Consider the following 26671-nt stretch of genomic DNA (forward strand, 5'->3'; position numbering starts at 1 on the left):
GGCTTGGTGGTGTCAGCGTGCGGCGCGCTTGATGAGGGAGGCCGTCGCCTCCGGTTGTGCGATCATCGCGACATGTGAGGTGTCCGCCTCGAAGGTGTGTGCGCCGGCCCGGCGCGCCATGAACCGCTGCGCCGCCGGGGGCAGCACCTGGTCGTCGCGGCCCACGAGGTACCAGGACGGAATCGTCTTCCAGGCCGGGGCACCGGACGGCTCCCCGAGGGTGCGGGCGTCCGCCGGCCGCTGACCGGCCCACATCAGCTCGGTGGTCGCCCTCGGCAGGTCCCCGGCGAACACGTCGTGGAAGAGCTCCTTCTTGATGTAGCCGTCGACGAGGCCCTCACCGTAGGGACGGAAGTCCAGCGCCTCCTCGCTGAGCCTGCTTCCCGGGTACTTCGTCTGCAGGCCCAGCAGCGTCTCACCCTGGTCGGGCACGAACGCGGCCACGTAGACCAGCGCCTTCACGTTCGGGTTGCCGGTCGCGGCGTTCGTGACGACGATCCCGCCGTAGGAGTGCGCGACGAGGACGATCGGGCCACTGAGGGTCGCGAGGATGCCGGCCAGATAGGCGGAGTCGGAGGCCACGCTGCGCAGTGGGTTGGGCGGAGCGATGACCGGATAGCCGTCGCGGATGAGCCGGGAGGCGACCCCGTTCCAGCCGGAGGCGTCGGCGAACGCGCCGTGCACGAGTACCACGGTGGGCTTCTTGCCGCTGCCGCTTCCGGAGTGTGCCTGCGCGGCGGGCGCGTCGAGTGCGGCGCCCACTACGACCGCGGCGGATCCGGCCAACAGTCCCCGGCGAGTTGTCGTCATCGATGTATACCCTTCGGTATCCGGTGTTCTCGGTGGTGATCGCGGGTCAGCGTAGATCCGGCTACTTGACGATCACTGAACAGAAATCCCGGCACCCAACGGGGGCCGCTTCACCATCAGTTCCGTTGTTGTCAAGCACGTCGAACCAGCCTGCGGACATGAAGCCGACAATGAGCGGAGCTGCCTTCGAGCAAAGCCGGAATACGCGTCGGTGAAATACCCGTCGGCGAAATCGAGTGACAGGCACTGAGCTTGCCTCTGTCGGGGATCTCCGGGATCCCCGGCGGTGACGTTTCCCCTTGATCGTGGACACCTGGAGACTGGGGTCTTTGAGCTTCCAGAGGGAGTAGCACCAGGTGGGAAGCAAGTACACGAAGCGGCGCCGGTGGTGAGCCGCCGGGCGAGGTGTTCGACATCGAAGCCGTCGGCCACGACCTTCGCGATCCAGTCGCACAGCGCGTCGGATCCGCGCGCCGCCGCACACTGCAGGGACGCGACCGCGGCGTCAGGGGCCTGCTACAGCTGCGCCGATGCCTGACCGATCGCCTCGACCGGCAGAGCCGCAGGTGCGGGGAAGCCACCCAGCAGAATCGTTCCGGGGGCAGGGGCGGCCGGGCTTGCGTCGACGAAGCCCTTCGGCGCCGAGAGCCCACGGGCCAGGGCCGTCAGCCCGCTCTGTTCGTCAGGGCCCGCGGTCATGCGTTGCCTCCAAGTCGTGAGAGGAGTCGTTCGGCGCGTCGCGCGAACAGGTGCGCCTGGCATGCGGTGGATTGCGTGTAGGCCCGTTCGGCGGCGGCCCGGACAGCGGTGAGGGGTGCACCGCGGGCCTGCAGCAGGCGCGCCTTCAGCAGCAGGAGCAGCCCTTCGGCGTAACGCTGGCCGTAGTCCCGCATTGTCCGGTCGGCTCGGTCGAGTGCGTCGTCGGCTCGATCGGGCAGCCCGGCTGCCAGCCACATCTCGGCGATCAGTGCGTAGTGGTAGGTGATGCCCCACTGCGGCGGATCGAGCAGGTTGGCGACCAGGAGTTCCTCGGCCTCGGCTGCGGCGTCGGCCGGATCCTCGCCGGTGAGGGCACGTGCCCAGCACCAGTTCTGCCGGATGTAGTGGTCCCTCTGGGTGCGGAGACGGGCGAGGCCGGCGGCGGCCCACCGCTCGCCGGCTCGCCGTGCCGTTTCGGCATCCCCTGCCATGGAAGCGATCATGGTCGTGTAGTAGACCCGGACCGAGACCGCAAACGGGTCCCCCGGGGAGTCCCAGGTGTTGACGAAAGCCAGCGCCGCGTCGACATCACCGCGCAGCGCGGTCATGACCGCCCGCATGAAGGGCCCTTCTCTGATGGTGCTGCCGTCCCGCCGGAGCGGTGTCTCTCCATCCGGGGCGACGGCGCCGCCGACAGCGGCGCCGTCCTCCTTGGTGAAGGACCGATATGCCTCGCCGATGTTGCCGATGTCCCACTGATGCAGGCCCCAGGCCAGCCGGCCGTAGCGTCGGACGACCGGATCGGAGGACACCTGACCGAGCTCGTGCATGCGGCGGGCCAACTGCCCACGACCGTTCTCGATGGAGGTGTGGGCACCGATCAGGCGGATGAAGAGGAAGTCGGCGGCCTCCGCGTCCCGGCCGAGGGTGCGGGCCAGGTATTCGGCCCGCTCCAGCAGATCGAAGGTCGAGGCGTCGTAGCCCGCCTCTCGTCTGACGACGATGGCGAGCAGTGTGAGGGCGGAGAACTCCAGCTCCATGAGTCCGGAAGCCCGGGTGACCTGTACGGCGGAGCGCAGCTGCCGACTGGCGGACTCGAAGGCGAGTTTGGCCGCCGCGCGGCGCCCGGCGCGCATGAGCGCCTCAGCGGTGCGAGCGGGTTCGGCGAGGGGGCCGGCGGCCCACAGGTGGTAGGCGAGGCGTTCGGCGACGTCCTCGTCGTCGGCATGGATCTGTTCGAGCGCGTCCGCGACGCGCAGATGCATGTGGGCGGCCTGCTGTTGCGTCGCGGTCTCGGAGACCGACTCGCGCACCAGGTCGTGTGCGAAGCGCAGCGAGGACGGGTCCTTCGGCCCGGGTTCGAGCAGCCCGAGAGTATGCAGCGGTTCCAGGCGATGGAGACAGTCCGCGACGGCCACACCGGTGGCGCGGGACAGCAGCCTGACATCGACGTCGCGGCCGATGAGCGCGGCCACCTGCAGCAGGTCGAGGGCACGGTCGTCGAGCCCGGCCATCCGATCGCGGACGACGTCATGGACGGTGGAGGGGACCCCGGCCGATGCGGACGGTTCGCTGTTGCCGATCGCACCGTCCCCGCCCAGGAGCCGGGACAGTTCGCGGACGAAGAACGGATTGCCGGAGGTACGGGCGTGGATGGCGCGGGCCACGGCGTCGCCGGGATCCTGGCCGGCCTCATGGCGGATGAGTTCGCTCACGTCGGCCAGAGCGAGCGGGCCGAGCCTGAACCTGCGGTGACCGGGCCGCCGGCTGGCAGCGGCCAGCACCCGGGACAGGCCCGGGCCGAGTGCGGGTGCGCGGTCACGTAGCGCGCCGATGATCGCGGTGCCCTGGGGCAGCCGCTCCGCCAGGTGTTGCAACAACTGCAGGGAGGTGGTGTCGGCCCATTGGAGGTCATCAAGTATCAAAAGTGTCGGCCGCCGCGCCGAGGCTTGCCCGACGAGGGCGACGACCTGTTCGAACAGCCGGAACTGGGCGTTGCCGTCGGGAAGTTCCCGGGTTGCGTCGTCCCGCGCCGCGAGGAGGCTTCCCAGCCCGCCGGTGAGCCACTGCCCGCCCGCCGGAGCGGGCAGACTGTCGACGACCTGACTCAGGGCCTGCTCCCATGGCCACATCGCCGGTGTCCCGTCGCCCTCCAGGCAGGAGCCCCAGACGGTGAGTGCACCCAGCCGGCCGGCCACGGCGGCGGCCTCCTCCAGCAACCGGGTCTTGCCTGCGCCCGGTTCGCCTTCGACAATGCCGATCGCGGTGTCGCCGGCAAGTGCGCGCTCCACCATGCCCCGCAGCGTGGCGAGTTCCTCGGTCCGGCCGATCAGAGTGGCCGCCGTGGTCCGCCCGACCTCCTCGCGCGCCTCCCGCACAAGCGGCGACGCCCGGGGCTGCGTCAGAATCCGCCGCTGCGCGTCCTCCAGCGCCGGACCCGGGTCGATGCCGAGCTCGTCGGCGAGCCGGTCGCGGGCCTGACGAAACACCGACAGCGCCTCCGCCTGGCGTCCGGTGGCGCCGAGAACGCCGACAAGAGCGGCCTGCACGGGTTCGTTGAACGGTGCCATCGATGCGGCCAGTTGCAAAGCCGCAAGCACCCGCTCCGGTCGGCCCAGCGACACCGCAAGCTCCGCCGCCGCCGTGCACGCGTCGTAGAACTCGTTGTCGAGTGCGGCGAAGACCGTCGTGGCGGTTGTCCCCTCGGCGATGCCGTCACCCGCCGAACCATGCCAGAGCCCGAGCGCTCCGACGTAACGATCGAGGGCCACATCGTGATCGTGCTGAGTCAGCGCGGCCCTGGCGGCATCGACGAGTTCTCGGAAGGCGACAAGGTCCAGCGTGGCGGGGCCGGCGGCGAAAAGGTAGGAGTTGCCGCGACGGTGGAGGAACGAACCGGCCTCGCGGACGGGCCGCAAAGGCTCGAACAGCCGTCGCAACGCGCCGATGTACTTCTGGAGAATGTTCACCGCCGACGCCGGGACGTCCTCGGCCCAGACCAGGTCGATCAACTCGCTCGTGCTGATCGGCTTGCCCGCGCGGGCGAGCAGCACCGCGAGCAGGTACGACTGCTGCCGAGGCCCGGCGTCCAGTTCGACGCCGTCCCGCCAGATCCGCAACGGACCGAGAATCTGCAGGCGCAGATGTCCGCCGGAGGAAGCCATGCCCACCCCTACCCCCACCCACAGGCCGGCCACGATCGGCTGCGGCCCAGCCACTTTACGGTTGATCCGCGGCCTGGGTCCATCCGCCGAGACGACCGCTGGGCGCTACTGACATGGCGGAACCAGGACCCCCATCGGCCGGTACCCACGCATCGGCGCCCCGCGGCCGATCCACATGCCGATCCGCTGGGCCCGGTGTGATTCGGCCTCAGCCACCTCCGCTGCGCGACCGAACTGCCGAGCGCGAGCAGCGCAGTTCTGGGGGGAGTTCCGTCCCGGAACCACACAGCACAGAGGCTGCTCCGGTCACCGCTACGCCGATTGCGTGCCGGCATTCGCGCCGGCTTTCGCCAGGGGCTTCGCTGCCTCGTCGACATGCGCGCGCTGCACAGGGGCTCACGGACATGTCTCCGCGCGCCTGCACGTCGTTCCGGCGATTCGTCGCGGGGCGCAACGCCCCTGCGCTCTGGATGCTCCGGCCCGCGTGTTCGGCGCAGGGGGCTTGCACCCACACGAGTCCGAACCGAGACCGTACGGAACTCGACTCTATTCCCGGACGGACCGAACCTCTCGGAGTAAGCATCCGAGGGGGAGCCGGAATGAAACGTGTGTGTGCGGCAGCGTGCCTGGCGTTGGGGCTCACCATGGTGAGCGGCTGCAGCCCTCCTGACCACCCGCTCGTAGCTGTGCGAACCGGGAACGACGGGCAGCCGGTGGCCGAACTGCGGCCCTGCGAAGGGGGCGAGACCCTTTCGGGAATGGGTCTGGCGAGCTGGACCCTTGACGAAGGCGAAGCCGCACTCGAGGAAGCGTCACTTGGCTCGATCGGCTCTTCCTCGGCCTCCCGTCCTGCAGAGACCGGCACCGATGATCCGGACGAGGACCAGGCCCTCAAAGAAGACAGCGGGTGGGAGGCATGGGGAGCGACGAACCACGGAGGTGTCGTCTTCCCACTCTTCTCCCCGCCACCGGAATGGCGCGTCCAGACCTTCGGCACACAGACCCTGCTGCCCGGCCGGACCTACTCGCTGAGATTCCGCGTGTCCGGTGGCTACATGGCCCACGCCTACTTCACGGCCGACGACCTCGCCTCCCTCCAACCGGGACAGGTCTGGGCCGACGACCGGGCCATGAGCGCCAGAGACTTCGGCGAACTCGTCGACGACAAGTGCTGACGGGCATCAGGGGCGCCACCGGCACTTCAGGCAACAGGCATCAGCCACCCAGCCCGCTACTCCCGCACGTCCTCGGCGCCAACGGAAGAACCAGGCCGAGATCCTTTCATGCAAAGGCCCTGGGAGTCAGAAACCGTTGTCCGTCGCGCTGTCGACGGGACGGCGCGGACAGCAACCGCGGACGGCCCGTCCTACCGACCGATCACCAGGTCCCCGGTGGGCAGTGTCTGGCAGGCCAGCCGCCAGCCCGCCGCCAACTCGCCGGCGGAGAACATCCCCCGGTCGTCGGTCTCGTAGGTGCCGGAGAGCACCCGCACCCGGCAGGTACCGCAAGCGCCTTCGCCGCATGACTGGGGCAGGGCGACGCCGACGGCGTTGGCGGCGTCAAGGACCGACTGTCCGGGATGGCAAGGGAACGCCGGGGCGCCGCCGACCGTGCCGATCATGAACTCGGTGACACCGGCAGCCGCTGCGGCGACGGCAATGGCATGCGCCTTCTCCCGGCGGGTCTCCTTGCTCCGGCCCGATACGAACGCCTCTGTGCGGATCGCGGCTCGCGGCACCCCCAGTTCCGTCAGGGAGCCGATCAGGTCCTGCATCATGGGCGCCGGCCCGCACAGGTGCACGCGCGTCGTCGGGCCGGCACAAGGCAGTAGCTGGTCGAGACCGATCCGCCCTGTTCGGTCGGTGACGAAGACCGACACCTCCAGCCCCGGCAGCCGGGACCGCAGCGCCGCGATCTCCGGCCCGAACACCACCTCGTCCCCGGTCCGGTAGCTCGCCAGCAGGACGATCCGCCCCGCATGACCGGCGTCGGCGGCCGCGAACAGGACGCTCATCAGCGGGGTGATACCGACTCCCCCGGCAATGAGGAGGAGTGTGCTCTCCTCGGCGCCCGGCTCCCAGGTGAACTCGCCGTGCGGGCCGCTCACCCGCAACGCCAGCCCGACCTCCAGCTCCTCGTGCAGAAAACCCGAGCCCAACCCGTCCGGCTCGTGCTTCACCGCAATCTCGACGAAGCCGCTCTCCCCGGGGCTGCTGCAGATCGAGTACGACCGTTCGATCGGTTCGACGGCGACGGGCAGGTCCACCTTCACGTACTGCCCGGCGGCGAACGAGAACGGCATCGCGTCCCCGGCCAGGGGTTCGAAGCGGATCCTGCGGACCGTCGGGGTCAGTGGTTCGATGCCGGCCACGCGCAGATAGCCCTCCCAGGGAGTGGCCGGGTCCCGGGCCACCCCGCCGGAACGGATGGCCTGCCACATCGTCCCTAGCTGCCGCGGTTTCAGGACCGCGTTCGCCGCCATCAGCCCGCCCGCCAGCGCTCCCACCACGCCGGAGCCCCAGGCGTCCTGCCCGGCCACAAAGAGCCCCTTGACCGGTGTACGGCATCCCGCCCGTGCCGAACGCAACCGCTGGGGAGTCGCCGCGAGTCCGTAGAAGGAGCCCAGCACGCTGTGCTGATAGGTCTCGAACGACAGTGGCGTCGCCAGTTCGGCGAATGCGACCGTCTCCCGGAAGCCGGGCCAGCGTTCCTCCAGGCGGTCGAGCAGGCGCCGGGTCAGCTCGTCCTTGAACGTGCGGTAACTGTCCGGCCGCTCGGTCTCGGGTGTCCCGCGCCACTGGTCGACCGCCTTCGGATCGACGAGTTCCAGCAACTCCACCGTGTGGAACCGGGCAGCCGGGTTGTTGAGCGAGGCGAACGAGACGTACAGCGTGCCTTCCCCGGGAGGGCGATGAATGCTGTCGTGGTCGTCGAGATCCGGCATGAACCAATGGTTCTCGCCGCGCAACCCGAACTCGGCCGGCGACCTGTCCAGTCCGAGAAACAGCATGACCGCCGACCGTTCCTCGGGCAGATCCGCCAGTTGGTGGCTTTCCCCGATCAGGGCGTATGTGTTGCGCACTCCGACCGCCGAGACAACGGTGTTCGTCCGCACTCGGTAGCGGCGGCCGGTGGCGGTGTCCTCGACGTCGACACCGGCCACCCTGCCGTCCTCGACGACGACCTCATGGACCGTTTGCCGGGTGCGCAGCACCACGCCGTACCGCTGCAGGATCTCCAGAACGACCCGGTTGAGCTCCTGCGGGCCGCCCACGGGATGTGCGGTGCCTTCCATGAAGAAGGTCAGCGGGACCGCCGCGTGATAGCCGAACGCGCTCGATGCCGGCGGGGTGCCGTAGAGCCCCCAGCGCGCGGCCAGAACGGCCTGCAGACGCGGATCGCGGAAGCTGCGGGCAACCTGTTCGCGCACCGATCGGTACGTCGACGGGAAGAGCCGCTCGATGAGGCGTGCACTCGCTTTTCGCAGCCCGGCGGGGAACGATGCGAAGACATTGCGTGCGGTCAGCCCGACCATGGCCCAGCGCGTGGTCCGGAAGAATCCGTCGATGGCGTCGGCCTCGGCGGCAAACTGTTCCTTCAGACGCGCACGGAACCGTTCCTTCGTGGCAGGGACGGCGAAATCGAACCCCGGGAAGTGCAGTGCGTCGTACTCGTCCGGCAGTGGCGAAAGCTGCGCCCGTCCGTCCGTCATGAAACCTAGGAACGGGCCGGCGCTCGCGCTCATGTAGTGCAGCCCGGTACCGAACCGGTATCGCCCGGCGCGGGAGAACTCGTGCGTCATCCCGCCGAGCGTGTAGTGCTGTTCGAGGACGAGAACCCGCTTCCCGCCGAACTGCGCGATCGCGCGCGCCGCCGCGAGACCACCCATTCCCGACCCGATCACCACCACATCGGCTTCCTCGTCCGACACCATCGGCAACCCCCCAGTCAGCTGTCCTCCGAGGCGCTCAGATTGGCCGAACCGGCTTGACGTCCACTGAATGACCAGTGAAGGCCACCCGGAACCGCGTCCCGGTCACATTCCGTTCCCGTCCAGTGCGACGCCATAACTTTGCGTCGAGCGCGAGTGTGGAGCGGCGCAATCGCGGTTCGAAGAAGTGGTCGTCAGCCGGACGGTGTGGGAGAACCCGACACCCGCTCCCGGCAGTGTCGGCCGTCGTCCGAAGGAGAGGTTGGTCCATGGTGAGCGGGAATCCGACGATCGTGCTCGTGCACGGAGCTTTTGCCGACAGCAGCGGCTTCAACGCCATCGTCAAGCGGCTTGTCGCCGACGGCTATCCAGTGCTCGCCGCGCCGAATCCACTTCGGGGGCTCGCCTTTGACGCGGCCAACGTCAAGGCACTGCTGGACAGCATCGAGGGACCGATCGTGCTGGTCGGGCACTCGTACGGGGGTGCAGTCATCTCCACGGCCGCCGTGGGAAACACGAACGTGAAAGCACTGGTCTACCTGGCGGCGTTCGTGCCTGAAGCGGGCGAGAGCGCGCAAGCACTGGTCGAGAGGTTCCCGGGCAGCACCGTGGGCGAGTCCTTGAAGCCCGTACCGCTACCCGACGGACAGGTGGACCTCTACATCGACCCCAAGGTCTTTCATCCGCATTTCGCGGCCGACGTGTCCGCGGAGGAGGCTGCCCTCTACTCGATCACGCAACGTCCGGCCGCTGGCGCCGCCCTCGGTGAGCCCGCCAGCGGTCCGCAGGCCTGGCACACGATCCCGAGCTACAACCTGATCAGCGGCGCGGACAGGATCATCCCACCGGCGACGCAGGAGTTCATGGCCCAGCGCTCCGACGCGAAGACGCAGGTGGTCGAGGGTGCTTCACACATGGTGTTCGTCTCCAGGCCGGGCGCGACGGTGGCCCTCATCGAGACAGCCGTGCAGGAACAGGCTCTCCCGCGACAACACCGCTGAGCACCGCAAGTACATCGATCCAATGATCCGTGGGAGGGAAAATGCACAAGAGTGAACAGGCCATGAGGTGGGGCCTGCGGATCCACCTTCTCTGGTACGTCATCGCCAATCTGGTCCAGGTGCTGCTGTGGGGGACTCTGACCCCGGATCACTTCTTCTGGCCCGTGTGGTCGATTGTGGGCTGGGGTATCGGGCTGGTGGCCCACTTCTGGGTGATTCGTTCGAAGTCCCGATCAGCCATCCGGTCGACCTGAGCCGTTGCAAAGGGGAACAAATGGGGAATCATGTCTGAGAAAGTAGTTCCGGGTCGCAACACCGCCGCCGCTGAAGGCGATGTCGTCGTCTTCCACATCGGGCTACGGATCAACCGGCTGCGAGCATTCTCCAGCTGGTTGCCGGCATTCATGTCGATGCCGCGCATGCTGCGTGAGCTGTCACAGGAGAAGGGCAGCGGGCTTCTCGGCTACAAGGTGCTGTACGGCGGCCTCCGAGAGTTCTACGTGGTCCAGTACTGGACCGACAAGGAACGGCTCCTCACCTACGCCCATCAGCAGGACAGGGAGCACCGGCCCGCATGGACGGCGTTCAACCGACGAGCACGCGCCGGGAAGGGTCATGTGGGTATCTGGCACGAGACGTTCATCGTCCCGGCGGGCTCCTACGAATCGGTGTACGACGACATGCCCGCCTACGGCCTCGGTGCCGCGACAGGTGTCGTACCGGTCGGTCGGCGCGGCGACACGGCGGCCCAGCGGCTGAGAGCGGAAAAGGGGTAGGCGTCCGTTCTGTCAGACTCGCTCACGCCGAACCGCCTTGGCCCGCATGCACACCACGTGGTCTCATCACCACAGTGCAGCCGAGTACCGCGGTGTCGGCCAGGCGTGCCGATGGGCTGTGAGCGGATCGAAGAGGGTGAGAGAAAAACGGTCGGCGCCGGGATGAGCCATCCCGGCGCCGATGCCTATTTTGACGTGCAACTCCCCCACAGCAACAACATGCAGACGATCACGCCGGCGCGGCGCTGCCACCCGGAGGTCTGCGGAGCAGGTGCAGGCAGACGATCGAGGCGACGACGGTCCGCCGTTCGGAGGCGTCCAGGCCAGGGTCCGTTTCGACGACGTACTGCTGCAACCCGATCCACGAGTCGATGGTGCTCACCGTGACCCGGCCGAGTATCTCCGGCGTCGGGTCCCGTTCCGGGTCGGTCTCCGTGAGCTGCCATTCGGCGTTCAGGAGACCCGGCCGCGTGAGGAGGAGCTGACGTCCTTGTTCCGTCCGGAGGCTCAGTTGCCGGGTCTTGATGAGTCCAAGGGCACCGGCGGTGCCGACCTCGCGGTCCGCGGCGTCGGTGAAGCGGAACTCCACGGGCCCGAACTGCTCGATACGGACGACGAACTCGCCTGACGTTGTCGTGAGCACGGAGTACGTGTCGTCGGTGTACGTGACGCAGGCGAGCGGGGTCCCCTCCACGGTGGACACGGCCAGGGCGGGGCCCACATATCTGCGCCACCGTGACCGCCGCGGCTGACCCACCACAACGGTTTCCAGCTCGAACAGACCGGGTTCCGTCATCGGTTTCCCTTCCCCCGCCTCCGCAACAGCCGACAACGTTGCGCAATCCGCGGCCGGCTGTCTCAGCAGTTCGCGCTGTAGCGGATACAAGTAGGCGACGGGGTGTGGCTGTTGTCCCACTCCTGCCGCTCAGCCACCAGTATTCCGCCTGCGAGGAGAGCCACCAACAGGTGTGCGACCACCGTCCAGCGGGCACGGAAGATTCCCGCGAGAACTGCCAGGAGGAGCACGACGATCAGCAGCATTCGTAGCCGCTCCATGTGTGCGAAGGCGGCCGAATCGATCCGTGCTTGATCGCCTTGCGCTGCCCATGCCTCAAGGCCGAAGCCGTATATCCAGTCCAGCGCGAGCCACGCGGTCTCCGCCAAGAGCAACGGGATCGCGAGGGCGAGGTCCACGCCCGGGCGCGTTCTGCGCGACCAGGGGCGCCGCCGTTCCGGGGCTGAAAGGGTGTCCGCCATGGGTGCAGGATGCCGTGGCTGGTGATGGTGCGCATGAGCACCCGTACTCAACTCCGGTCCCACCGCGTCGTCGTCGCAGTCCAGACCGTCTGCCGATCGCCCACTCGCGCACCGGGCACCGGGCACCGGGCACCGGGCACCGGGCACCGGGCACCGGGCACCGGGATAGGGTGCGTCGATGAAGCGGATCTTGGTGGTGGGTGTCACCGGTGCAGGTAAATCCACGCTTGCGCACGCCCTGAGCAGTCGCTTGGGATCGCCGTACCACGAGATGGACGCACTGTACTTCAACGGCCCCGGCTGGGCGGTCAACAGTGCGTTGGCCGAGGACGTGGCACGGCTCACCGCCGAGCCTTGCTGGATCATCGACTCGCTCGGCTACCCGGAAGTCCGTGACCTGCTCTGGGACCGGGCCGACACGGTGATATGGCTGGACTATCCACGACGCGTCATCATGCCTCGTGTCCTGCGCCGGTCCTTCCGGCGCACCGTCACGCGCGAAGTCCTCTTCGGCGGCAACAGGGAGACCTGGAGGGGCTGGCTCAGCAGGGAGCACCCGGCCTGGTGGGCGTGGTCCCAACAGGGGGCACGCCGCCAAGAGGTCGAGCGTCGGGTCCACGATCCCCGCTTCGCCCCGCTCCAGAGCCTGCGCTTCCACCACCCCAGGGAGACGGCGACCTGGCTGGCATCCCTCTGACCTGGCGGGAAAGTGGGCGGGATCTGCTTCGTCAGAGGGCGTCGGCGCCGGTCCAGAAGGTGAAGACCTGATCCAGGCCGATGATGCCGAAAATGCGAAGGGTGTGAGCGGGAACGCCGGCCAGCACGATGTCGGCGCCGGCGGCCTGAGTATGCTGGCATGCGGCGAACAGGGTGGTGATGCCGCTGGAGTCGCAGAAGGTCAGACCCGACAGGTCGATGACCAGGCGGTGCCCGTGGACCAGGGTGAGTTGCTCGACGTGGTCGCGCAGGACGGCGGCATTCGCGAGGTCGAGTTCACCGCTCACGTGCAGAACGTATCCGGTGGCGGTGTCACGGCGGGAAAAATATTGATCATGCTCATCGTGGGGTGTTCGTTGCCGGAGGGGTGAGTGGAACTATGGCAGGGCCGCCCAGCGCGAGTAGGGCGGCGTCGTCCTCCAGCCCGGCACCGAAACTGCCCAGCAACTGGGTCAGTGCGCTGATCACCGTATGTGCGGGGGCGGGACCGATGTCGGAGGCGAACGCGTCGACTTGACCGTTGCCGCGGATGCGGAGTGCCAGAGGCTGGCCGCCGGAAGCCAGGCTCACTGTGACTCGATCCTCGGGACCGGGTTCCAGGATCTGCACACCCTGGCGCAGCGTCCGTTCCTCCCCGCCGTGGCCTGGGAGGAGACGGCCAAGTACCGCGGAACGGCTTGCCCTTCGACGCCTCGAGGAGAGGGCGGAACGCTCGCAACACCGTCCGCCCCTCGTGCAGCCGTGCTCTGCCCTTACGGAGGCACGCCCGCCTGCCCGCGAGCCACTGCCGGGCAGAGGGCGCGAGGCCACCCCCGATGATCACGCAGTGCGTTCGGGCCCGCACATGCCGACGGGTCGAGAACGATCACCAGGCAATGCGGCCTTGCAGCCGTCGGTGGATCTCCTGACGGATGTCGGCCGCGAGGACCCCGGTCCTGCCCCACGAAACGACCAGCTCGGCCACATGGCGCAGCTTGATATCGGTGCACATCGATGTCTCGCGAAGCACGTCCCAGACCTCGGCCGGGGTCATACGCGTCATGGCGACGATGACTCCGATGGCCTGGTCGATCACGGCGTCGGCGTTCATGTCCCGTTCAAGCTGGGCAACCTGAGCCTCAAGCTGATCGATCTGCCCGAGCGAGTCGGCGTTCGGCTCCGAAACCGCGTCAGAGAGCCGGTCCGCGTGGAGGTCCACGTTGCCTCCGTGGTGGGGGGTGGGTATTCCACACTGCGAGTGTCCAGCCTCGGGCCGAGTACGCACGGCGATTATTCACCGTGATCACAGTGAGGGCCGGTGTGGCCGGTGACGGACAGACGGAGCTCGGTACTCCAGTCGCAGTTCGTGATCACGGGTGCAGAAGCCGCTGCTGGAGTCGCTCCCCGTGGCTTACCGTCAAGCGCCGGGCTGCGCGTGGGAGAGGTGCTCGGAACTTCGGCGATGGCTTAACTTCCCCGCCACTGCAGATGGTCTCGGTCAGGAGACCAGCGGAACCAGGGACGGATCTCAGGTACAAGCGATGGGGCAGCCACGCCGGATCGAATGCTGGGCAGCCCGCAGGAACAGTGCCACGTAGAAGGCCGTGTCCAGGTCATCACTCCAAGGTCCCGGTCGAGTGGCGGCCAGTTCCTTCGCCGCTCCGTGCCTGAACCACATGCTCAGGTCGAGGTTGTCGCATGTCGCCGGGGTCTCGGGCGGCAGGGCGATGACCGCGGCAAGTCTTTCTGCGAGTGGTAGCACCTGGGGGGCGCCGACGACCATCGTCGACTCGCAGCAGCCGACGTCGATGGGCAACCAGATCTCCTCATCGAGCGGAAAAGGCACGAGCACCGTCCAGCCGCAGACGGTCTCCGATTCCTCCTGTGACAGGTGGTCCTGGCACAACGCGAGGAACCCGGTCATGGACGGGGTCAGCTTCTCCTCGAAAGCCTGACCTGAGCCCGGCGCGAAGTCCGTCTCTGCGGGGACGTCCTCATAGGGCGGCAGGCCCCGCCGTTTCAGCTCGGCATTGAGGGCCGAAGCGACTTCGCCCCACCCGTCTTCCTCCTCATCGAACCATTCCTCCGCGCCCATGCTCACCAGGTACACGCCCATGCGGGGAAGCTACAACCTGCAACTGACATCGATCAGGGGGCCGGCAGGACTCGGTTGTGCAGGAGAGTGAAACCAGCGCGGCCGAACGTTCGGCGCTTGAACACTTTGATGCGGTTGACGTGTCGTTCGACGACTCCGGAATTCCAGGGCAGGGTGGGGTCGGCGATGACCGCCGCCCGGTCGCGGTCGACGCCGGCTGCGAGGGTGTGGAGGCCCGGCAGATCCTCTCGGCGGACTGCGTCGAACCACTCGAGCAGCCGTCGGCCCTGTCGCTTGGTGAGGATCTGGGAGCAGGAACGGACATGTCCGGTATGGGCTTCCAGTGCGGCGCAGTGAGCGCGGACGGTCTTGCGCCTTGCTGTTCGACCTCACAGGTAGGCGGCGAGGTACCGGCCGCTCGTCGATGAACCGAGGCATGGGGGCAGTAAGCGCCACGTCATCGTCCCGGCCAACGGCACCCCGCTGGCCGCGACCGTGACGGGCGGCAACGGCAGTCACGTCGCCCTGTTCACTTTCGGTCCCCGAGACAATGAGGATCCAAGAAGAGGGAGGTGCCATGGTGACGGACGGGCTGCCGGGTGTTCTGGCCGACTGGACCGACTACGACGCGGCGGGTTTCGAACTGGGGAAGATCCTTGGGGTGTTCCCGGCGAACGCGACGTTCGGCGGGGTCAAGCGGATGTTCTGGGTGGACGGTTACCCGCTCGGTGAGATGCTCGTCGATCTACTCGACCGGATGGTCGAGGCAGGCGTACTGCTGAGGAACGAGGACCTGCAGTACCGGTGGAACGTCGACAATCCAAACCTGCCGCTCACGCGGAACGACATCGAGGACCGCGAGCACGCCTGCTGAAGGGGAGCGCGTGACTCGCCTTGGGTGACCGTCGCGAGGTCCGGCCGTGCTGTCGTGCGGTACTCCGTGACGAGCGCCTTGGTCGAGAGTATCTCCCCTGTTCCAGAACCCTGTTCACGTAGCGGGCGTCATCATCACGCGGTCGCACAGAGGTGCCGGACCGGACCCCGTTGGACTCCCCAGCGCCAAGTGGCCGAGGGCAGAACCGTAAGCCCACCACCGCACGGACCGCCCGGCGGCCTTGGCTGAAGGTGCCTGGAGGGCCAGGAAAACGGTTCCGGCATACTGCGCGCATGAGCCTGCCCGCCGTGCGCACGTCTGCCTCCGTGCTCGTGATCGCGCTCCTCGCCCTCTCCGGCTGCCGTGTGGAGACGTCTGACAGCGCGGGTTCGGCGGCCCGCAGTGCCGCGGCCGTGGCTCCCCTCGAGCACTCGGCGGTGGGGAAGGCGCTGGCCGACCGGGCCGGGCATCCGTACTCGGCGCGGTTCGCGACGACCGGGGGCGTCCAGCGCATGGCGGGCTTCCTGAACCTCGGCGCCCGTACCAGCGGTGAGTTCGCCATCTCGTCGGTGTCACCGGACCAGTACAAGGAGACGCAGGAGGTTCTGCTGCCCGGCCACGCCTACCTGCGGCGCGTGAATGACCGTGGCGACACCGTCAAGGGCTGGTGGCGCGACCCCCTCACAAAGGCGCCGCCCGGCAACCAGATCGTCGAATTGCACACGACGGCCCGTCTGTTGGCCCGTCAGCCCGCCAACGCCCACGCGCGTCCGGTCCGCGCCCCGTCCGGCACGACCGCGTACCGTCTCAGCGGCTGGATCGACACCGCCGCGCTCAAGGACACCGACCCGAGGACGTATGCGATGCTGGCGCCCAGGCCCGATGTCCCCGGGGCGAAGGGCGTCAGGTGCACTGCTTGGGTCGACATGCAGGGCCGGGTCGTGCGCTTCGACGAGGACCTCGTCCACCCGGACGGCAGCGAGTACCACAGCGTCACGACCCTCACTGGGTTCGACGGACCGCTTCCCGTCCACCCACCCGCCACTCCTGGGACCGAAGGGCGTTGACGGTCCTGGGCAGGCTGCCGGCGCCCTCCCCGCGGCGGGCGCCGGCAGCACGCCCCGCATGCACGGGGCAAGCCGTGAACCCGCATGCATCCGCCGACGGTCGGCGCCGTATCGCCGCCGCCCCGTTCCGCCGCTGACCGCTCGACCGCTCATGAAGCCCGGTCGCGTACAACGGCTTCTTCCTCTTCTTCGGCCCCGCACGACAGGTCGCCGTCCAGGCGGCGCGCGTGATCGACTGCACGCGGCAACGACCGGCGGATGACCTCGGGCAGCGGCCCGCCCGCCGGCCACTGCACCAGAACGCGCGCCACCTCGCGCAGCTTGACGTTGGTGTGCTGCGAGATGTGTTTCAGCACCTCCCAGCCCTGCTCGGGCCGCAGACCGCCGACCGTGACGACCACGCCGATCGCCTGATCGATGAGAGCGTGCGAAACCATGGCAGATCGGAGCTGTTCGACTTCTTGCTGCAGGACCGTGACCCGATCCGTGTGCTCGCCGCGCTCGATCATGTTTCCACGTTGCCGTGCGGGGGGTTGCCAGGAACAGCCATCAGACGAACGCTTTCACCATCCGCCGTACAAGAAACGAAAAACACCTGTTCAGGAATCACATGCGGGAGCCGTTCGCGGGCATCAGGCAATCCATGGAGACGCTGACCTTCGACAGCGACGACCTCGAAGAGACCGAGGAATTCCTCAGCCATGCCTATGCCAGGATGCGCATCGGCAGCAATACCGCCGGCCCCAGCCGGGCCCGTATCCACCGCACGGGCATCGACGCGGTGAGCGTCGACGAACTCGACCTGGACTTCGAGATGAGCTACGCGGTGACGCCGCTCGGCAAGCTCTGTCTGTGCGTTGTCCATGACGGTACGGTGCGGGATCACACCTTCCAGGGTGTCGAGGACTCCTTCGGCCCCGGCGACGTGGTGCTGTTCGCGCCCCCGGACCTGCCGTATGCCGGACGGATCTGCAATGCGCGCTACACCATCACCATGCTCGAGCCTGCACTGCTCGCCCAGGTGGCCGGCTCGACCGGACCGCAGGGCGACGAGTCGGTCAGGGTGACCGGACACCGGCCCCACTCGCCGGCGGCCGCACGGCAGCTGAGCCAGGCCATCAACTATCTGCGTGACCACGTCCTTGCGGACCCCGCCGTCGCCGACCAGCCTCTGGTGGCGTCCACCGCCGCGCAGCACCTGGCGGCCAGTGTGTTGTCCGCCTTCCCGAACACCGCGCTCCCCGACGAGGGAGGCTCCGAGAGGAGCGACGCACACCCGGTGGTGCTCCGCCTCGCCCTCGCCTATATCGACGACCACGCCGACCAGCCGATCACGCTCGCGCAGATCGCTGCGGCGGCCCATGTCACCCCGCGGGCCCTGCAGTACGCCTTCCGGCGCCATCTGGACACCACCCCGCTCGCCCATCTGCGTCGTGTGCGGCTCGCGGAGGCACATCGGGATCTGGTGGCCGCCGACCCCGCCGGAGGTTCCACGGTCACCGGGATCGCCGCTCGCTGGGGCTTCTACCACCCGGGGCGGTTCGCCTCCCTCTACCGGGACATGTATCGCCGTACTCCGCATCAGGCGCTGAACGGCAGTTGAGTCGGCTCGGTGCCTGCGCAGGTAGGTGCCGACGGACGGCGGGCGTCATCTCCGCATGCGGTGTTGATCAAGCGTGGCCAGGATGTCGTTGACAGGGCCGAAGCTCATCAAGGCTGTTGTGCCACCCGCGATCTCGCCCCGCAGGGGGGAGAGGGCGTTGTGCGCCTGCGTGGCGAGTGATGGGTCCTGGAGCAGGATCGCTGTGTGCGCGTTGACGGCCCAGAGCGCGTCGTACAGGTGGTCGGCAGGGGGTCTGGGCAGGACGGCGGCAGTTTCGCGCGCCGCTGTGGGATTGCCACGGGCGAGCTCGAGGAGGGGCTGGATCCAGGGACGGCAGGGTCCCCAGTCGAGGGCGGGGTCCACCTGCACGGGACGTCGGTGGCGCATGCGCAGGGAGAGGAGCGCGAGCGGCACGATGCCGGCTTCTACCCCGGGCATGCCGGCGCCTGCGAGGTCGGTGGCTACGGTGCGATAGGCATGAGCGACCTCGGCGGGGTCGTCCGAGCGTTCTGCCAGCTGCATGGCCCGGAAAGCGGCGGTGAGCACGTGAACGAGCGGGGTCTCGTGAATGGCCGCGAGCCGCTCGGCCGACTCGACGTGCCGTTGCGCGCTCTCGGTGTCGCCGCGGGCCGCACAGACCTGGATCTTGATCAGGTGTCCAAGGATCTCGAACATCGAAAGATCGTGCCGCGTGGAGACTTCGATGAGCTCGCCGGCGATCACGTCGCGTTCTCCGGTGCGCCCGGGGCGTTGGAAGGACTGTACGAAGCGGGCGTTGAGCGCGAGTACCAGCACGCTGGGGTCGTGGAGTTCTCGGGCGAGTCGCTCGGCTTCGGTCGCCGCCTCGGCCGCCCAGCGGTCTCGGGTTCCGCGATGCTCCAGCCCGACGGTGGCGAGGAGACGTGCTCGCAGCGCGGGTGAAGCCCCTGGTCCCAGCCGGTGCAGCGTGCGCCGAGTGGTCGCGACCAGGGCCTTGGACCGTGCGGGATCATCGGTGCGCGTCCAGATGGTGGGGACGTCGTACGCCGCGATCACGCGGGCGGTGAGGCCGGGGTCTTCGGTCCGTTCTGCTTCCGCGGCCGCCGCGGCGCGTTGCTCTTGGGCAAGTACCAGATTGGTGCCGCCTGTGACCGCGGCGGCCCGGGCGACAGTGCTCATGGAGCGCAGCCGGGTGTAGGTCCCCGTCGCTTCTGTGCGGGTGAGCAGGCGCAGCCGGTCCTCGTCCCGGGGTGCGGGCGTGAGATGCGGAGCATGACGGAGGATGTCGCGTTCGAGATGGTCGAGGCTGCTCGCCGATTCCAGTCCGAACCGTTCCAGCAGCCTGGCTCGCGCGTCACGCAGCAGGGCCAGCGCATCAACCTGGCGGCCGGCTTGGTAGAGAGCATGGGCAAGCAGAACCCAGGCGTGCTCCCGCCACGGGTGTGCGGTGGCGAACGCCTCCAGTTCCGGGACGAGGGGCGCGCCACGTCCGAGGTCGAGCATCGCTCGGGCGCGCAGCTCGACGGCTTCACGGTGCAGTTCTGTCAGCCGGGCGCGCTCCGGCGTCAGCCAGGGCGAGGCGTCGAGGTCTGCGTACGGCTCGCCCCGCCACCACGACAGTGCTTCGCTCAGCGCACCGGCACCCTGACCGCTGGGCGCGTTGTGCAGGGCTCGAAGGGTGTCCTCGAATCGGTGGGCGTCGACGTGTGCCCGTGGAATCCGCAGGGCGTATCCGGTGCCGACGGTCTCGATGGTGAGTGACCGGGTTCGCGCAGGACGGTCGGGTTCGAGGGCGCGGCGGAGTTCGGCGACGAAGGTGCGGACCGTCCCGGCCGCTGCGGGCGGGGGGTCCTCCCAGAGGTCTTCGACCAGCACCTGGAGCGGGACGGACCGGCCGCCGGCGGCGACCAGCCGTCCCAGGAGCTCGCGGCGGCGCCGGCTCCCCACCGGTACAGGGTGGCCTTCGGCATCCGTGACCTCGATCGGCCCGAGCACGTTGACGAGGATCTCCATGTCCTCATTGTCGTAGGTCTCGGGCTGCTGCTGATCCACTGCTGATTCGGCTCTCGGATCATCCCTGTCGTTCATGCATCCGACGCGTGTGTCGCAGCGACTCACGCGTCAGGGAGAAGGAGACGACAACGATGGACATCAGCATTCCGGGGTTCGAGACCAGGTCGATCGCTGTGGCTGACGGCGTGGAGCTGAACGTGGCGACCGGCGGGGAGGGACCGGCCGTCGTGCTGCTCCACGGCTTTCCGCAGACCCACCTGATGTGGCGGCACGTCGCCCCCGTCCTGGCCGAGCACCACACCGTGGTCTGCCCCGACCTTCGCGGTTACGGCGCCAGCAGCAAGCCGGAAGCGGTCACCGAGGACACCTACTCGAAGCGGACGATGGCCGCAGACATCGTCGGCCTGGCCGACGCACTCGGGTTCGACCGGTTCGCGCTGGTCGGGCACGACCGCGGTGCGCATGTCGCCTTCCGGGCCGGCCTTGATCACCCGAATCGGATCAGTCACCTGGGAATCCTGGACATCGTTCCCACTCCGGACACCTGGAACGTCCTCCACGGGGTCGGCGCGGCGGTGGCCTTCCATCTGTACCTGATGGCTCAGCCGCCCGGTCTGCCCGAGCAGATGATCGCGGGCAGCGCCGACGCGTTCTTCGGCCACTTCCTCGACGTCTGGTCCATGAGCTCCGAGGCGATCCCGGCGGACGTGCGCACCGAGTACCTTCGCGCATGCCGGGAAGCGGTTCCGTCGATCGTCGCCGACTATCGCGCCACCGCGACCGTCGACATCGAACATGATCAGGCCGACCTCGACGCCGGCAACCGGCTCACCATGCCGGTGTCGGTCGTCCAGCAGGACTGGGGGCAGCAGTTGGGGTTCGACGCCGCCGCGACCTGGCGGCCGTGGAGCACCGACCTCGATCACTTCACCACCCGGGCGGGTCACTTCATGGCCGAGGAGGCTCCGGAGGACATCGCCAGGCTGGTCCTGAACCTGATGAAGCGGTGATCGTCCCGGACGGGCCGCCATCGGCCGCAGTCACCTGAGGCCCGGATCGGGAGCCGTCATCAGCGTGCACCGTGCCGACACACGCAGGCCTGACCAGTGGCTTTGCGGGTGGATACGGGGAGTGACGGCCGATCGGCGAGGTGTACGAAGGTCGGCAGTGCGGCCTCGACGGTGCACGTTTGCCATATACATACCGCTACCTGCTGGATATTGGTTTTTGTCCAGATGTTGAACATCCCTCGCCAAGTCCGGCATGCGCTGAGAGGGTGGGAATGGTGATGCCCGAGGTGACTGCGGGAAGGGGACCGCAGAACCGAGGGAGAGTGCGATGGCGCAGAATCGGATGTGGCTGGCCGAAGTTCTGGCCGCGGCGGAGGACGCCGCGCCGGTGGCGTCCCTCGATGTCGTGGCGCGCAGTCTGCGGGAGCGGTTCGGCGCACAGTTTGTGTCGTTCCTGTTCGTCGACATCGTCGGCCGGAAGATGGTCAGGGTCGGCGAGGACACCGACTCACAGCGAGGGTGCCGCGCCGATCAGATTCTTCTGGCCGGCAGCCTCTATGAGGAAGTCCTGCGCAACCAGAAGCTGGTGCAGGCGCTGGACGGCGGGCGAGGACATCGAGTGCTCGCCCCCGTCACCAACCGCGGCGACGCCATCGGCGTACTGGAACTGTTCCTGCCCCACGTGACGCAGCAGGCGCTGGACCAGGTCGAGGGGATGGCGCACGCGCTGGCCTACATCCTTGTCACCGACCGTCGCTTCACCGACCTCTACCACTGGGGGCAGCGCACTGTCCCGGTGACCCTGGCCGCCGAGATCCAGCGCCAGCTCCTGCCCACGGCCCCCTCCTGTGAAGCCGCCGAGTTCGCCCTCGCCGCCACGCTGATCCCCGCCGACAACTGCGCCGGCGACAGCTACGACTACACCCTCGACCACGACACCCTCCACCTGTCCATCTCCGACGCGATGGGCCACGACGTTGATGCCGCCCTCATGGCGACCGTCTTGGTCAACGCTTCTCGTGGCGCCCGGCGCGCCGGAGCCGATCTGGCCGAACAGGCCCGCCGGACCCACCAGGCCCTCCTGGACCACGGCCGCAGCTCGTTCGCCACCGGACAGCTGCTGCGAGTCGCCCTGGACGGCACCCGCGCGCAGGCAGTCAACGCCGGTCACCCCTGGCCACTTCGACTGCGCAACGGCACCGTCGACACGCTGCACCTGGACGTCAGCCTGCCCTTCGGCTTCAAGTCCCCTTCCCCGTACCGGGTCCAGGACCTCGATCTGCGGCCCGGGGACCGCCTGGTGCTCTACACGGACGGCATGCAAGAACGTCAGGCGGAAGCCGTCGACCTGCGGCGCGTCATCCACGACACCGCAGCCGAGCATCCCCGCGAGGTCGTCCGGAACTTGGCCTCCGCGGTCACCGACGCGTGCGAGGGGCATCTCGCCGACGACGCGACGGTGATCTGTCTGGACTGGCACGGCCCCTGTCACGGAGGCCGACACGCAAGAGCCGGCGCCGACTGCTGACGGTGGGGGCAGGGGATCGCAGCCAGGTCCGTCCCTGGTGCGCGTGCCCAGGACACCCACCGACGCCTCGCGTGATCACCACGCCCGCCGCTTCAGCACATGGCAGGGCCGCGAAAGGATGGACACGCAGGCCGGCCGGCCGCACGCTCGTGCCGGCCGACCGGTCGTCACCCGCTTGGCCCGCCTCGATGAGTGGTCAGGACAGGCGGGTGGCGGAAATCCCGCCGTCCACGTAGAGCGTGATGCCGTGGACCATGGCCGCGTCGTCACTGACGACGTAGAGGACACCCTTGGCGATGTCGTCCGGCTGCACGACAACGCCTGCCGGTGTGGCGGCCGTCAGCGCGTCGAGCTGCGCGCGGCCCGCCTCGTTGCCGGGTGTGAGGGTCGCCCCCGGCGCGACGGTGTTCACTCGTACGCCCCGCGACCCGTACTCAGCGGCCCAGCTGCGGGTGAGCTGCTCGTCCGCAGCCTTGGTCGCGGTGTACATCGCCGCGAAGGGGCTGCCGACCCGGGCCATCCAGGAGCCGATGTTGACGATGACGCCGCTGCCCCGCTCGGCCATGGCCGGCGCCATCGCCGCGACCAGGACGTGGGGGGCTCGGATGTTGACCGACAGCATGGCGTCGAGGTCCGCGTCCGACAGGTCCTCGGTCTGCGTCGCCGGATAGATGCCCGCGTTGTTGACCAGGATGTCGACCCGCCCCCCGAGCACGTCGGTGGCCTGTGCCGCGAAGGCGCGCAGCTGCTCGTAGCTTCCCGCCAGGTCCGCCGGGACGAAGTCCGCGCTGCCACCGGCCTGCCGGATCTCCTCGACGACGTTCTTTCCGCGGGTTGCCTGTCGGCCGCTGACGACGACGTGTGCGCCTTCGCCGGCCAGTGTGCGCGCTATCGACGCACCGATCCCGCTGGTCGAGCCGGTGATCACAGCGGTACGGCCGGACAGCCGGGCGCCGGTGGCGGCGGGGGTGCTGATGTTCGTGTGAAGGGAAGTCATGGATCCCTTTCTAGGGCGGCCCGCTGGTATCGGGCCAGGTCAGGATGAACCTGGGCATGCCAGGACCACCCAGGGGGCCGATGGGCCGCCTACCCTGGAGCCATGTCACGCGACCGCGCCGCGCTCGGGGCGTTTCTGCGCTCCCGGCGAGACCGCCTCACGCCCTCGCAAGCCGGCATCGAGGCATTCCCGGGGGCCCGACGGGTGCCGGGGCTGCGGCGCGAGGAGCTGGCCGTGCTGGCAGGTCTGAGCCCGGACTACTACAGCCGGCTCGAACAGGGACGCCAAGCCAACATCTCCACCGAAGTACTCGACGCGCTGGCGCGGGCACTGCGTCTGGACGAGGTCGAGCGCGCGCATCTGCGGGACCTCGCCGCGCCCACCACCCGGCACCGGGTCGCGACCTCGCACGCCCCCCAGCGCCCGGATCCCGGCCTTCTGCGACTGATGCACACCCTCGATCATGTCCCGGTGCTGCTCCTCGGCCACCGCGGGGAGGTCCTGGCCCGCAACGCCCTGCTCACGGAGGTACTGGGCCGTCCACTGGAACCGGGGTCATCGTTCGTCCGCTTCATGTTCCAGGATCCGGCCGCCCGTGAGCGGATCCTGAACTGGGCGGACTTCGCCTCGGCCACCGTCGCCACGATGCGCCGGGAGATCGCCCGCCGCCCCTACGACAACCGGCTCACGGCGCTCCTCGACGAGTTGCGCACCACCGACCGCGATGTCGCCCGGTGGTGGGACGACCACGCCGTACGCGACTACGCGTCCGTGACCAAACGCATTCGGCACCCTGCCACCGGCCCGATGTCGTTCGACATCGAGATCGTCTGTGCGCCCCACGAACCGGACCAGCGGCTCGTCGTCTACACGACACAGCCCGACTCCCCCACCGCCCGCGTCCTGCCGCTCCTGGCCAGCTGGAACGCGACCCCCGTCGTACGGCCCGACACGCGCGCCGGCGGGTGAAACGCCCGCGTGTTCACGTGGGCGGTGTCCGGATACTGCGTTCGGCATGATTCCGAGGCGTGTCACCGATGCTCTTCCGGAGTTGGAGGTCTTCGCGCATGCCGTGCAGGCGCGCCGCCCCGACGACGGCACCTGGTGCGAGGCCTGGACGGTGCGCGACATCCTGATCCATCAGACGGGCAATGCCGAAGAGCTGGCCCGGGTTCTCACCGCTCACCTCGCCGGCGCACCGGTCGAGACGCGAGGGTTCGACCGGGAGAATCCCTATCGGGCCACGATCGAGAGGGACGCGGCCGTCCGCGCGCTTCTCATCTGGGGCCGTCGCCCTGCGGATTGCCTCACGCCGGCACAGTGACGCGGGCCCTGAAGCCCTACGAGCGGTGCGCACGCTTCTCAGCGGTTACTGAGCGTAGGGTCCGTGCGCCTCGGCCGACCGATCTTCGGGGCCATGTCTGCGAGGTACGGGACGGTCCCCATGGTCCCGATCCACTTCCGTCCGTGGTCAGCGCCCTGCGCGCCCTGGTCCGCGCCCGCCCGCTTCCTCGGCCGATGACGTGAGCTCTCCGGACGAGGGGGCGAGCTCACCCGGCCCCGCCCAGCAGTCCGGTCCGCCGCCCTTGCGCGGCCAGACCTCCGGGCCACCGCCGTGCCACTCGATCAGATCCGACTCGGCCACGTCCAGCTCGTCTCCTCCCGTCAGACCGATGTAGCGAAGGAACACGGTCAGGTCGTGCAGCGAATACGCCGTGCCCAGGGTCTCGCCATCGATACAGACCCGCCGGCCGCCGGATCCGCCGGGCCCCCGCACGACCACGCGATGCTCGGCCATGAGCTCAGCCTCTAACACTCGCAAACCGGGCGCATTCCGTGACGTGGTCCACGGCAGACGGGTGTCACAGCGATCGTCGACCTCGGCTGACCGTACAGGTCGCCGGCATGGCGTCCGTGTCGGCCCGGAGGCATCCCGCTCCCGTCACCGCGACCGGTTCCTGTTCGACGCGGATTCCGGGTCGACTCGGGTCGCTACGGATGTCGGGTGACGGCAGGCATGCGTGGAGGAAGCCGGACTGCGGCAGAAACCCGGGAGTTGAGCCTGTCACGAAGCGCGACGAAAGCTCGCCGCCGGGCCGATCACGCCGGGCCCGAACTTGTCGCGGATACGGTCGCTCACGGCCTCGGCGGCGAGCCGCGAAGCGCGAGCACCGTCAAGGCTGAGCTGCTCGGCGACCTGATCGGCTTCCACCAGATCCTCCGCCCTGAGCGTCAGTCCGGCGAGCCGGCCTCGCTGCAGGCCTGCGGCATCCATCAACTGGTAGGCCAGGGTGCGCAGGTCATCGTCGTGCGCGGAGGTGTCCGGCAGGCGGCGGGTCTTCTCCCACCTGCCCTCGCCGACGAACCGCAGCGTCAGTGTCAGGCCTCGGGCCGCCTGACCCCGTCGGCGCAACAGCCGTCCGAGCTGGATGACCAGGTCGAGCAGGGCGGTGCGGACCTCGGCACCGTCCAGGGTGTGCCGGACAAAGGCGCACCGGACCGCGGCCGAGGCCGGCAGGGCGCGCGGGACGACGGGGCGGGGATCGGTGCCGTGGGCCCGGTCGACCGCCAGGCGCCCGGTGCGGCCGCCGAGCAGACGCTGCACTGTGGCCGGCGGGACAGCTGCGAGCAGGCCGACGCTGTGGATTCCGTAGTCGCGCAGGGCACGCGCTTGGTGGGGACCGATGCCGTGCAGGGCTTCCACGGGAAGCGGGGCAAGCCACTCGGTGACGCGCTCGGGGGTGACGACCAGTACGCCGCCCGGGCCATCGATCCGGCCGGAGGCCGTGGCGGCCACGGTGATCGACGGCCCGATGCCGACACGCACATCGACACCCAGGCGGGAGAGAGTCCGCACCCGCAGTACCTCCGCCAGCCGACCAGGATCGACGCCGTGATAGCGCAGCGCACCCCTGAGCTGGACCAGGGCGGCTGACGGCGGTAGGGCCTGTACGACCGGCGACAGCTCCGCGAGTTCCTCGAGGACCCGCCGGAAGACCTCCTCGGGTACCCGGTCCGGACAGCGGACATGCATCACGACGGACGGTCCACGCCCCGTTGTGTCATCAGTCACGGCGACTCCACCTCCTCCACAGCCACCATATCGAACGTAAATTCGAACACGCGAGGGCGGGCCACCGGATCTCGAAGGCTCGGCCGCTGAACCGGCGG

Annotated in this window: 28 protein-coding genes; 12 read left to right on the plus strand and 16 right to left on the minus strand. The window is 68.8% G+C overall.

What is annotated here, in order from left to right; translation table 11 throughout:
- Window positions 1-12: 12 nt before the first annotated feature.
- The 3 genes from ACSHXN_RS03335 to ACSHXN_RS03345 form a co-directional block, all read right to left on the minus strand.
- Window positions 13-810: an alpha/beta fold hydrolase gene (locus ACSHXN_RS03335; RefSeq protein ID WP_355140973.1), complete on the minus strand. Its 798-nt coding sequence runs from the start codon at window positions 808-810 to the stop codon at window positions 13-15.
- Between the two features lie 516 nt (window positions 811-1326).
- Entirely contained in the window at window positions 1327-1509 is a 183-nt protein-coding gene (locus ACSHXN_RS03340) for a hypothetical protein (protein ID WP_438302608.1), read from the minus strand.
- A complete protein-coding gene (locus ACSHXN_RS03345; protein WP_438302609.1) occupies window positions 1506-4673 on the minus strand; it encodes a BTAD domain-containing putative transcriptional regulator in 3168 nt (1055 codons plus the stop codon). Before ACSHXN_RS03345 ends, ACSHXN_RS03340 begins: the two co-directional genes overlap by 4 nt.
- A 758-nt stretch (window positions 4674-5431) precedes the next feature.
- On the opposite strand from ACSHXN_RS03345, the gene ACSHXN_RS03350 reads away from it, so the two are divergent.
- Window positions 5432-5848, plus strand: coding sequence for a hypothetical protein (locus ACSHXN_RS03350; protein WP_355136421.1), 417 nt, complete (start codon window positions 5432-5434; stop codon window positions 5846-5848).
- A 191-nt stretch (window positions 5849-6039) separates the two neighbouring features.
- On the opposite strand, the gene ACSHXN_RS03355 is transcribed toward ACSHXN_RS03350, so the two are convergent.
- Window positions 6040-8607, minus strand: coding sequence for an FAD-dependent oxidoreductase (locus tag ACSHXN_RS03355; RefSeq protein ID WP_356294731.1), 2568 nt, complete (start codon window positions 8605-8607; stop codon window positions 6040-6042).
- 266 nt (window positions 8608-8873) lie between these two features.
- Here ACSHXN_RS03355 and ACSHXN_RS03360 point away from each other — a divergent pair, with 266 nt between their 5' ends.
- From ACSHXN_RS03360 to ACSHXN_RS03370, 3 genes are read left to right on the plus strand one after another with little or no spacing between them, the layout of a single operon-like run.
- On the plus strand, window positions 8874-9605 hold the full coding sequence (locus ACSHXN_RS03360) for an alpha/beta fold hydrolase (RefSeq protein ID WP_355136417.1): 732 nt from the start codon (window positions 8874-8876) through the stop codon (window positions 9603-9605).
- Window positions 9606-9646: 41 nt separating this feature from the next.
- Window positions 9647-9859 carry a 2TM domain-containing protein gene (locus tag ACSHXN_RS03365; protein WP_356113291.1) on the plus strand — a complete coding sequence of 71 codons (213 nt, stop codon included), beginning with the start codon at window positions 9647-9649 and terminating at the stop codon, window positions 9857-9859.
- 30 nt (window positions 9860-9889) lie between these two features.
- Window positions 9890-10381 carry a DUF4188 domain-containing protein gene (locus tag ACSHXN_RS03370; RefSeq protein ID WP_355136413.1) on the plus strand — a complete coding sequence of 164 codons (492 nt, stop codon included), beginning with the start codon at window positions 9890-9892 and terminating at the stop codon, window positions 10379-10381.
- Between the two features lie 229 nt (window positions 10382-10610).
- Here ACSHXN_RS03370 and ACSHXN_RS03375 read toward each other — a convergent pair whose 3' ends face one another.
- Window positions 10611-11177, minus strand: coding sequence for a hypothetical protein (locus tag ACSHXN_RS03375; RefSeq protein WP_355136411.1), 567 nt, complete (start codon window positions 11175-11177; stop codon window positions 10611-10613).
- A 62-nt stretch (window positions 11178-11239) separates the two neighbouring features.
- Entirely contained in the window at window positions 11240-11638 is a 399-nt protein-coding gene (locus ACSHXN_RS03380) for a DUF6234 family protein (RefSeq protein WP_355136409.1), read from the minus strand.
- Between the two features lie 178 nt (window positions 11639-11816).
- Between ACSHXN_RS03380 and ACSHXN_RS03385 the strand changes: the two genes are divergently transcribed.
- A complete protein-coding gene (locus ACSHXN_RS03385) occupies window positions 11817-12335 on the plus strand; it encodes an adenylate kinase (RefSeq protein ID WP_438302610.1) in 519 nt (172 codons plus the stop codon).
- Between the two features lie 31 nt (window positions 12336-12366).
- Here the strand turns inward: ACSHXN_RS03385 and ACSHXN_RS03390 are convergent, their stop codons facing one another.
- The 5 genes from ACSHXN_RS03390 to ACSHXN_RS03410 form a co-directional block, all read right to left on the minus strand.
- On the minus strand, window positions 12367-12648 hold the full coding sequence (locus ACSHXN_RS03390; protein ID WP_438306419.1) for an STAS domain-containing protein: 282 nt from the start codon (window positions 12646-12648) through the stop codon (window positions 12367-12369).
- A 46-nt stretch (window positions 12649-12694) separates the two neighbouring features.
- A complete protein-coding gene (locus tag ACSHXN_RS03395; RefSeq protein WP_356113283.1) occupies window positions 12695-12925 on the minus strand; it encodes a hypothetical protein in 231 nt (76 codons plus the stop codon).
- Window positions 12926-13220: 295 nt separating this feature from the next.
- Complete coding sequence (locus ACSHXN_RS03400; RefSeq protein ID WP_438302611.1) at window positions 13221-13553, minus strand: ANTAR domain-containing protein; 333 nt, start codon at window positions 13551-13553, stop codon at window positions 13221-13223.
- A 309-nt stretch (window positions 13554-13862) separates the two neighbouring features.
- Window positions 13863-14450 carry a hypothetical protein gene (locus tag ACSHXN_RS03405; protein ID WP_356113281.1) on the minus strand — a complete coding sequence of 196 codons (588 nt, stop codon included), beginning with the start codon at window positions 14448-14450 and terminating at the stop codon, window positions 13863-13865.
- 32 nt (window positions 14451-14482) lie between these two features.
- Window positions 14483-14773, minus strand: coding sequence for a transposase (locus ACSHXN_RS03410; RefSeq protein ID WP_438306420.1), 291 nt, complete (start codon window positions 14771-14773; stop codon window positions 14483-14485).
- 233 nt (window positions 14774-15006) lie between these two features.
- Here ACSHXN_RS03410 and ACSHXN_RS03415 point away from each other — a divergent pair, with 233 nt between their 5' ends.
- Complete coding sequence (locus ACSHXN_RS03415) at window positions 15007-15303, plus strand: hypothetical protein (RefSeq protein WP_438302612.1); 297 nt, start codon at window positions 15007-15009, stop codon at window positions 15301-15303.
- Window positions 15304-15596: 293 nt separating this feature from the next.
- Window positions 15597-16370, plus strand: coding sequence for a hypothetical protein (locus tag ACSHXN_RS03420; protein ID WP_355136399.1), 774 nt, complete (start codon window positions 15597-15599; stop codon window positions 16368-16370).
- 149 nt (window positions 16371-16519) lie between these two features.
- On the opposite strand, the gene ACSHXN_RS03425 is transcribed toward ACSHXN_RS03420, so the two are convergent.
- Complete coding sequence (locus ACSHXN_RS03425; protein WP_438302613.1) at window positions 16520-16879, minus strand: ANTAR domain-containing protein; 360 nt, start codon at window positions 16877-16879, stop codon at window positions 16520-16522.
- 134 nt (window positions 16880-17013) lie between these two features.
- On the opposite strand from ACSHXN_RS03425, the gene ACSHXN_RS03430 reads away from it, so the two are divergent.
- Window positions 17014-17973 (plus strand): helix-turn-helix transcriptional regulator, encoded by a 960-nt coding sequence (locus tag ACSHXN_RS03430; RefSeq protein ID WP_383358147.1) that lies wholly within the window; start codon window positions 17014-17016, stop codon window positions 17971-17973.
- A 45-nt stretch (window positions 17974-18018) separates the two neighbouring features.
- Here ACSHXN_RS03430 and ACSHXN_RS03435 read toward each other — a convergent pair whose 3' ends face one another.
- Window positions 18019-20040, minus strand: coding sequence for a BTAD domain-containing putative transcriptional regulator (locus tag ACSHXN_RS03435; RefSeq protein ID WP_438302614.1), 2022 nt, complete (start codon window positions 20038-20040; stop codon window positions 18019-18021).
- Window positions 20041-20096: 56 nt separating this feature from the next.
- Between ACSHXN_RS03435 and ACSHXN_RS03440 the strand changes: the two genes are divergently transcribed.
- Both ACSHXN_RS03440 and ACSHXN_RS03445 read left to right on the plus strand, forming a co-directional pair.
- On the plus strand, window positions 20097-20975 hold the full coding sequence (locus tag ACSHXN_RS03440) for an alpha/beta fold hydrolase (protein ID WP_355136391.1): 879 nt from the start codon (window positions 20097-20099) through the stop codon (window positions 20973-20975).
- 328 nt (window positions 20976-21303) lie between these two features.
- Window positions 21304-22503: a PP2C family protein-serine/threonine phosphatase gene (locus tag ACSHXN_RS03445; protein ID WP_356294746.1), complete on the plus strand. Its 1200-nt coding sequence runs from the start codon at window positions 21304-21306 to the stop codon at window positions 22501-22503.
- 196 nt (window positions 22504-22699) lie between these two features.
- Here ACSHXN_RS03445 and ACSHXN_RS03450 read toward each other — a convergent pair whose 3' ends face one another.
- Window positions 22700-23500 (minus strand): SDR family NAD(P)-dependent oxidoreductase, encoded by an 801-nt coding sequence (locus ACSHXN_RS03450; RefSeq protein ID WP_355136387.1) that lies wholly within the window; start codon window positions 23498-23500, stop codon window positions 22700-22702.
- 102 nt (window positions 23501-23602) lie between these two features.
- On the opposite strand from ACSHXN_RS03450, the gene ACSHXN_RS03455 reads away from it, so the two are divergent.
- Complete coding sequence (locus ACSHXN_RS03455; RefSeq protein WP_438302615.1) at window positions 23603-24469, plus strand: helix-turn-helix transcriptional regulator; 867 nt, start codon at window positions 23603-23605, stop codon at window positions 24467-24469.
- Window positions 24470-24515: 46 nt separating this feature from the next.
- Window positions 24516-24824, plus strand: coding sequence for a maleylpyruvate isomerase N-terminal domain-containing protein (locus ACSHXN_RS03460; protein WP_355136383.1), 309 nt, complete (start codon window positions 24516-24518; stop codon window positions 24822-24824).
- A gap of 147 nt (window positions 24825-24971) precedes the next feature.
- On the opposite strand, the gene ACSHXN_RS03465 is transcribed toward ACSHXN_RS03460, so the two are convergent.
- Both ACSHXN_RS03465 and ACSHXN_RS03470 read right to left on the minus strand, forming a co-directional pair.
- Window positions 24972-25298 carry a hypothetical protein gene (locus ACSHXN_RS03465; RefSeq protein WP_355136381.1) on the minus strand — a complete coding sequence of 109 codons (327 nt, stop codon included), beginning with the start codon at window positions 25296-25298 and terminating at the stop codon, window positions 24972-24974.
- Window positions 25299-25565: 267 nt separating this feature from the next.
- The gene (locus ACSHXN_RS03470; RefSeq protein WP_355136427.1) at window positions 25566-26534 is read right to left on the minus strand and encodes a DNA polymerase Y family protein; all 969 of its coding nucleotides are present in this window, start codon (window positions 26532-26534) and stop codon (window positions 25566-25568) included.
- Window positions 26535-26671: the final 137 nt, after the last annotated feature.

Source organism: Streptomyces sp. HUAS TT11 (assembly GCF_051553595.1).
Lineage (GTDB): Bacteria > Actinomycetota > Actinomycetes > Streptomycetales > Streptomycetaceae > Streptomyces.

What these genes read in the sequence shown, in the direction of transcription:
- ACSHXN_RS03420 (WP_355136399.1), top strand. Translation starts at nt 15,597, where the DNA reads ATGAGCCTGCCCGCCGTGCGCACGTCTGCCTCCGTGCTCGTGATCGCG.
- ACSHXN_RS03345 (WP_438302609.1), bottom strand. Translation starts at nt 4,673, where the DNA reads ATGGCTTCCTCCGGCGGACATCTGCGCCTGCAGATTCTCGGTCCGTTG.
- ACSHXN_RS03440 (WP_355136391.1), top strand. Translation starts at nt 20,097, where the DNA reads ATGGACATCAGCATTCCGGGGTTCGAGACCAGGTCGATCGCTGTGGCT.
- ACSHXN_RS03355 (WP_356294731.1), bottom strand. Translation starts at nt 8,607, where the DNA reads ATGGTGTCGGACGAGGAAGCCGATGTGGTGGTGATCGGGTCGGGAATG.
- ACSHXN_RS03425 (WP_438302613.1), bottom strand. Translation starts at nt 16,879, where the DNA reads ATGATCGAGCGCGGCGAGCACACGGATCGGGTCACGGTCCTGCAGCAA.
- ACSHXN_RS03405 (WP_356113281.1), bottom strand. Translation starts at nt 14,450, where the DNA reads ATGGGCGTGTACCTGGTGAGCATGGGCGCGGAGGAATGGTTCGATGAG.
- ACSHXN_RS03385 (WP_438302610.1), top strand. Translation starts at nt 11,817, where the DNA reads ATGAAGCGGATCTTGGTGGTGGGTGTCACCGGTGCAGGTAAATCCACG.
- ACSHXN_RS03365 (WP_356113291.1), top strand. Translation starts at nt 9,647, where the DNA reads ATGCACAAGAGTGAACAGGCCATGAGGTGGGGCCTGCGGATCCACCTT.
- ACSHXN_RS03335 (WP_355140973.1), bottom strand. Translation starts at nt 810, where the DNA reads ATGACGACAACTCGCCGGGGACTGTTGGCCGGATCCGCCGCGGTCGTA.
- ACSHXN_RS03340 (WP_438302608.1), bottom strand. Translation starts at nt 1,509, where the DNA reads ATGACCGCGGGCCCTGACGAACAGAGCGGGCTGACGGCCCTGGCCCGT.
- ACSHXN_RS03465 (WP_355136381.1), bottom strand. Translation starts at nt 25,298, where the DNA reads ATGGCCGAGCATCGCGTGGTCGTGCGGGGGCCCGGCGGATCCGGCGGC.
- ACSHXN_RS03370 (WP_355136413.1), top strand. Translation starts at nt 9,890, where the DNA reads ATGTCTGAGAAAGTAGTTCCGGGTCGCAACACCGCCGCCGCTGAAGGC.
- ACSHXN_RS03360 (WP_355136417.1), top strand. Translation starts at nt 8,874, where the DNA reads ATGGTGAGCGGGAATCCGACGATCGTGCTCGTGCACGGAGCTTTTGCC.
- ACSHXN_RS03375 (WP_355136411.1), bottom strand. Translation starts at nt 11,177, where the DNA reads ATGACGGAACCCGGTCTGTTCGAGCTGGAAACCGTTGTGGTGGGTCAG.
- ACSHXN_RS03350 (WP_355136421.1), top strand. Translation starts at nt 5,432, where the DNA reads ATGGGTCTGGCGAGCTGGACCCTTGACGAAGGCGAAGCCGCACTCGAG.
- ACSHXN_RS03415 (WP_438302612.1), top strand. Translation starts at nt 15,007, where the DNA reads ATGGTGACGGACGGGCTGCCGGGTGTTCTGGCCGACTGGACCGACTAC.
- ACSHXN_RS03445 (WP_356294746.1), top strand. Translation starts at nt 21,304, where the DNA reads ATGGCGCAGAATCGGATGTGGCTGGCCGAAGTTCTGGCCGCGGCGGAG.
- ACSHXN_RS03460 (WP_355136383.1), top strand. Translation starts at nt 24,516, where the DNA reads ATGATTCCGAGGCGTGTCACCGATGCTCTTCCGGAGTTGGAGGTCTTC.
- ACSHXN_RS03450 (WP_355136387.1), bottom strand. Translation starts at nt 23,500, where the DNA reads ATGACTTCCCTTCACACGAACATCAGCACCCCCGCCGCCACCGGCGCC.
- ACSHXN_RS03470 (WP_355136427.1), bottom strand. Translation starts at nt 26,534, where the DNA reads ATGCATGTCCGCTGTCCGGACCGGGTACCCGAGGAGGTCTTCCGGCGG.
- ACSHXN_RS03435 (WP_438302614.1), bottom strand. Translation starts at nt 20,040, where the DNA reads ATGAACGACAGGGATGATCCGAGAGCCGAATCAGCAGTGGATCAGCAG.
- ACSHXN_RS03380 (WP_355136409.1), bottom strand. Translation starts at nt 11,638, where the DNA reads ATGGCGGACACCCTTTCAGCCCCGGAACGGCGGCGCCCCTGGTCGCGC.
- ACSHXN_RS03455 (WP_438302615.1), top strand. Translation starts at nt 23,603, where the DNA reads ATGTCACGCGACCGCGCCGCGCTCGGGGCGTTTCTGCGCTCCCGGCGA.
- ACSHXN_RS03430 (WP_383358147.1), top strand. Translation starts at nt 17,014, where the DNA reads ATGGAGACGCTGACCTTCGACAGCGACGACCTCGAAGAGACCGAGGAA.